The 5,163-nt window shown below is 76.2% G+C and carries 4 protein-coding genes and 1 pseudogene; 1 reads left to right on the top strand and 4 read right to left on the bottom strand.

Translation table 11 applies throughout. The features are described from left to right. Positions 1–2,331: BTAD domain-containing putative transcriptional regulator (locus tag VR45_RS39455; protein ID WP_045944787.1), on the bottom strand; the 2,331-nt coding region annotated here is incomplete at its 3' end. Between the two features lie 179 nt (positions 2,332–2,510). On the opposite strand from VR45_RS39455, the gene VR45_RS39450 reads away from it, so the two are divergent. Next, complete coding sequence (locus VR45_RS39450; RefSeq protein WP_045944786.1) at positions 2,511–3,056, top strand: hypothetical protein; 546 nt, start codon at positions 2,511–2,513, stop codon at positions 3,054–3,056. 122 nt (positions 3,057–3,178) lie between these two features. Here the strand turns inward: VR45_RS39450 and VR45_RS39445 are convergent, their stop codons facing one another. The 3 genes and pseudogenes from VR45_RS39445 to VR45_RS49725 all read right to left on the bottom strand — a co-directional run. Continuing rightward, positions 3,179–3,658, bottom strand: a complete 480-nt coding sequence (locus VR45_RS39445; RefSeq protein WP_045944785.1) for a hypothetical protein — start codon at positions 3,656–3,658, stop codon at positions 3,179–3,181. Positions 3,659–3,954: 296 nt separating this feature from the next. Then, on the bottom strand, positions 3,955–4,599 hold the full coding sequence (locus tag VR45_RS39440) for a dihydrofolate reductase family protein (protein ID WP_045944784.1): 645 nt from the start codon (positions 4,597–4,599) through the stop codon (positions 3,955–3,957). A gap of 275 nt (positions 4,600–4,874) precedes the next feature. Further along, a pseudogene (locus VR45_RS49725) lies at positions 4,875–5,163 on the bottom strand (cytochrome P450); the annotation flags it as partial.

Here is a 5,163-nt window from a genome sequence, read left to right as displayed (position 1 = left end):
GGTGAACCAGTAGCTCCACAGGGCGACCGGCAGCCGCCAGGCCAGCGTGTCCGGACCGTGCTCGGCCGCCGCCCGCACCATGCCCAGCAGCCGGGTGTGCTCGCTCTCGCACCACCGCTGCGCCCCGGCGGCGGTGGTGAAGGCCGGTGGTTCGTACCAGGGACCCGGCGCGCCGAGCGGGATCCGCCGGCGGTGCGGGGTGAGCAGCCGGGCGGCGGCGTCGGCGTGGTGCAGGTACCAGGTGCCGAGCCGTTCGCGGGCGGCGGCGCTCACCGCCCGCCCGGTCTCGGCGGCCGCGCGTTCGGCGGCGTACAGACGCAGCAGGTCATGCAGTCGGTAGTGGTCGCCGCCCTCGTGGGCGAGCAGGTGGGCGGTGGCCAACTGGTCCAGGACGGGCCGCACGACCGCGACGCGCTCGCCGCAGAGCGCGGCGGCGGCCGCGGCCGTCAGACCGGAGCCGGGGGTGAGGGCCAGCAGCCGGAACAGGGTGCGCGCGGCGGCGGGAAGGGTGCGGTACGAGAGGTCGAGCGTCGCGCGGACGGCCGAGGCCGCGTCGTCGTCGATCGCCAGCGCGGTGAGCCGGTTCCCGGTGTCCCGCAGTTCGGCGACGTGGTCGGCGACGGTGCGGCCGGGGCGTTCGGCGAGCCGGCTGGCGGCGATCGCCAGGGCGAGCGGCAACCGGCCGCAGACGGCCGCGAGTTCGGCGACGGCGGCGGGTTCGGACCGGGCCCGCCGGGGGCCGATGACGCGGTCCAGCAGCGCGACGGCGTCCGGCGCCGGCATCAGGTCCAGGGCGAGCGGGCGGGCGCCGTCCCGGGCGGTGAGCCCGGCCAGGCCGGCGCGGCTGGTGACCACCGTCAGGCACTCCGGGGCGCCGGGCAGCAGCGGGCGGACCTGTTCCGCGCTGCGCGCGTTGTCCAGGACGACCAGCACCCGCCGGTCCGCGAGCATCGACCGGTACAGGGCGGCGGCCTCCTCGGGGACGCTCGGCACCTGCTCGCCGGGCACCCCGAGCGCGCGCAGGAACCGGGCCAGGACGGCGTGCGGTGTCAGCGGCGGCTCGGCGGAGAAGCCGTGCAGGTCGGCGTAGAGCTGGCCGCCGGGGAACCGGCCGCGGACCCGGTGCGCCCACTGGACGACGAGGGCGCTCTTGCCGATCCCGGCGCTGCCGGAGACGGCGCAGATCCGGGCGGCGGAGGCGCTGCCCGGTCCGGGGGTCCGATCCGGGTCGGATCCCGGTCCTGAGTTCGAGGCGGGGTTGGAGACGGGGTTCGAGGCCGGGGACCAGGACGCCGCCTCGGCGAAGGCGTCGAGCGAGGCGAGTTCCGCGTCGCGTCCGGTGAAGGTGGCGAGCGAGGGCGGCAGTTGGGCGGGCACGGGCACGGGCACGCCGGGGCGGGGTCCGCGCCCGCCCTCGGCGGAGGCGGAGGCGACGGCGGTGGTAACGGCGCGGGCGGTTCCGGCCCGTTCGTCGGCGGGCCCGCCCGGGCGTCCGGCGGTACCGGGCACGGCAGTTCGGGGTCTCGCGGTTCGCGGGTCCGTCGACGGGCCCGCCCCTCCGGATCCCGGGCCGGGGTCCGGAGCGACGCCGGCGGTGAGCAACGCCAGGTGCAGCCGCCGCAGTTCGGGGCTGGGGTCGAGTCCCAGCTCCTCGGCGAGCCGACCGGTGAACCGCCGGTGCACGGTGAGCGCGTCGGCCGTCCGCCCCGAGGCGTGCAGGGCCCGCATCAACTGCCCGACGAACCGCTCCCGCAACGGGTGGTCGGCGACCAGGCCGGTCAGCTCCGGGATGCTCGCGCGGTGCCGCCCGAGTGCCGCGTCCAGGTCGAGGCAGTCCTCCCAGGCGGTGAGCCGCAGCTCGTCCAGCGGCACGGCGCCCGCGTCGATCAACTGCCCCTCCAGGCCGTCGAGTACGGGCCCGCGCCAGAGCGAGAGGGCCTGCCGCAGACCGGCCGCGGCGGCCGACTGCTGCCCGGCGGCGGCCGTCCGGCGGGACCGGGCGACGGTGTCGGCGAACAGGCGGGAGTCCAGGCCGTGGTCGTCGAGCGGGATGCGGTAGCCGCGCCCGTCGGTGAGCAGGACGGGCGGCCCGGTCGGGTCCGCCTTGCGGAAGGCCCGGCGGAGCAGCCCGGCCAGGTTGCGGACCTGGCGGTCGGCGGTGGCGGGCGGCCGGTCCTCCCAGACGGCGTCCACCAGCCGGGGCACCGGCACCGCGCCGCCCGGGTTCAGCAGCAGTGCGGCCAGCAGTCGTTCCTGTCGGGCGCCCCCCAGCCGGATCCGGTTCCCCGCGCGGGTGCGGACCTCCAGCGGTCCCAGAATCGCGAACTCCATGCGCTGCCCCTCCCCAGGGTTCTTGCGCGCCGCAGTCGGACCGTCGCGTTTGGTGACGAACCGATGACTAGATCATGCCAGAATCGTGCGCGTGGTTGAGAGGGTCGGGACGTGCCGGTCCGCAGTCCGACCGGCGTCGTGAGCACTCTTTCCCCGGAGTTCCCTGGAGGAACAGGACCATGACCCGCATCAAGCGCCTCGCCGCCGTCGCGACCGCCGCCGCCGTGGCCGCCCTCGTGCCGCTGGCCGTCGCCCCGGCCGCCCAGGCCCGCACCTCGGACGCCACCCACTACGGCATGACCTGGGAGGTCCTCAACTACGGCCCGAACGGCACCGTCCAGGTCGGCGGCCCCGGCGGCTCCGCCAGCAACGCCTACCAGGGCGACACCGCCCCCTGGGTCTCGCTGCCGGTGCTCTGCCTCAACCAGGACGGCCGGCCCGCGCCGGCCGGCATCAGCCTGGGCTTCTACAACGGCTGGGCCCTGGGGAGCGTGGCGCTCAGCCGCCCGGTCAAGGGCTCGGAGCTGACCAGCGCCGCGGCCGCCAACGAGGTCTGCCGCTCGACCTTCGGACGCACCTGGCGGCAGGCCGAGTTCCACGACGGCCACTACGGCCCGAACTACTCCTCCACCGGCGGCTGGACCTTCTGGGCCTCCGGCAGCCTGCCGCAGGGCGTGCGCTTCTGGACGTACATCAACGACCAGTACGCCAACCCCTGGAACTGACCGGCACCCTCGCACGCCCCTGCGGCCGGCCCCCTGCCCACCCGGGCCGGGGGCCGGCCCCGCGCGGCCGGTCACCGGGCCTCGCTGCTCACCCGGCCCTTCCGGTCAGCGGGTCCTGCGGCTCACCAGGCTTGCCCGGCCTCCGACCAGCGGGCCCGGGCCTCGTGTTCCGCGTCCAGATGGCCGTCCAGCCGCCAGCGCACCACGTCGTAGTCGGGCAGGTGGCTCCAGGCCTCGGCGGCCGTCAGCAGGTACCGCCAGAGCCGGCTGAGCCGGGCCATCAGCTCCTCGAACTCCTCGTCGAAGGCCGTGACTTCGCGGTTCTCCCCGTCCGCATCGTCCGCCCGGTCGGGCCCGGAGGTACCCGCGGCCGCCTCCGCCGCGTGCCCGGCGAGCGTGCCGAGCACCTCCCGTGCGCTCCCGGTCAGGGCCGTGACCGTGTGGGTCAGGGCCGCCCCGACCAGTTCCTCCTCGCCGCCGGGCCTCGCGGCCGCCTCCCGCAGCAGCACCACCCGCCGCTCGATGAACCCGGCCAGCCCGTCGATGTCCTCCACGGTGATGTCCGCGGTGTACCGCAGCGCCGGTCGCCGAATGTCCGTCATCCCGCCGTCCCCTCCGTCGACTCCCTCGAATCCCTTCGACGGGCCGGACCGGCACCCCGCCGCCGCATCCGGTCCGCACCCCCGAACCTCGGATATGGCACCGCCACCGGGGGCGGCAAACCCGGCGCACGGGAGCACGGCCGGGGGCGGAGTGCCTGCGCCCCCCAGAAAGCTGGGATCCCGGGCCGGTCCGCTGCTCCGGAGAAGCGACGGACCGGCCCGGGATCCCAGCGCCAGTCGGGTCGGTGAGGGTTGGTGAGGGTTGGTGAGGACCGGTCAGGATCGGTCAGGATCGGTCAGGGTCGGGTGAAGGTGAGGTGGGTGACCCCGCTCGGGCTGGTGACGGACTCGATCCGGAAGCGCTGCTCCAGCCCTTCGAGTCCGTCCCACAGGCGCTCGCCCCGGCCGAGCAGGACGGGCACCACGACCACGTGCAGATGGTCGACCAGGTCCGCGGCGAGGAAGGCGCGGACGGTGCTCGGGCCGCCGCCGATCCGGACGTCCAGGCCGCCGGCGGCCTCCCGGGCGAGGGCGAGGACCTCGTGCGGGGTGCCGTCGACGAAGTGGAAGGTGGTGCCGCCCGCCATCTCCACGGTGGGCCTGGGGTAGTGGGTGAGGACGAAGACCGGTGTGCGGAACACCGGGTGCGGGCCCCACCAGCCGTTCCACTCGTGGTCCTGCCACGGGCCGCGCTGCGGGCCGAACTTGTTGCGCCCCATGATCTCCGCGCCGATCCCGTCGCCCCAGGCCCGCGCCATGGCGTCGTCCACGCCGGTCTCCCCGCCCTCGCCGCCCTGCATGGAACGGAAGGTCCGGGTGTGGAAGAACCAGCTGTGCAGCCGGTCGCCGGCGTGGCCGAACGGAGCCTCCAGGCTCTGTCCCTCACCCGTGCCGTAGCCGTCGAGCGAGACCGAGAAGTTGTGGACGCGGACCAGGGACACGGGGCACCTTCCGGCGGGCGGGGTTCGGGCGCGGCGGTGGGGCCGCTTCCGGCTCGCGCCGACTTTAGTCCGGGCCCGCCCGGTTCCGCCGGGGACGCGCCGCCCGGCCGGTCAGCGCGGCCCCGGGGCCCGGCGACGAGGGCGGGGGACGGCCCGACCGGCGTCGGCTCGGGGAACGGGGCCGACACCACCGGGGGGAGCGGCGGGCCGGAGGCGCTCGGGGCGGCGGCGGGCGCGGCGGCCGGAGCGGCGGAGTCCTGGACGGGCTGCCGCTCGCGCGGGGTGAACTCCACCGGCAGCGCGACCAGATGGCGCGACAGCCAGGCCGAGGTCCAGCTGAGCTCCTCCTCCGGCACGGCGAGCCGGAGGTCCGGCAGCAGGGTGAGCAGGCAGTCGATCCCGGTCTCCGCGATCGCCCGCCCGATGTCCTGGCCCGGGCACTCGTGCGGGCCGCTGCCGAAGGACAGGTGGGAGCGGTTGCCGTGCAGCGGCGTCGCCAGGTCGGGCCGGACGATCGGGTCGACGTTCCCGGCGGCGAGGCCGAGCAGCAGCATGTCCCCGGCC

It is taken from the genome of Streptomyces sp. NRRL S-495 (assembly GCF_000966955.1).
Lineage (GTDB): Bacteria > Actinomycetota > Actinomycetes > Streptomycetales > Streptomycetaceae > Kitasatospora > Kitasatospora purpeofusca.
Note: the sequence above shows the minus strand (reverse complement) of the source record. Positions and strands in the feature narration are given on the sequence as shown.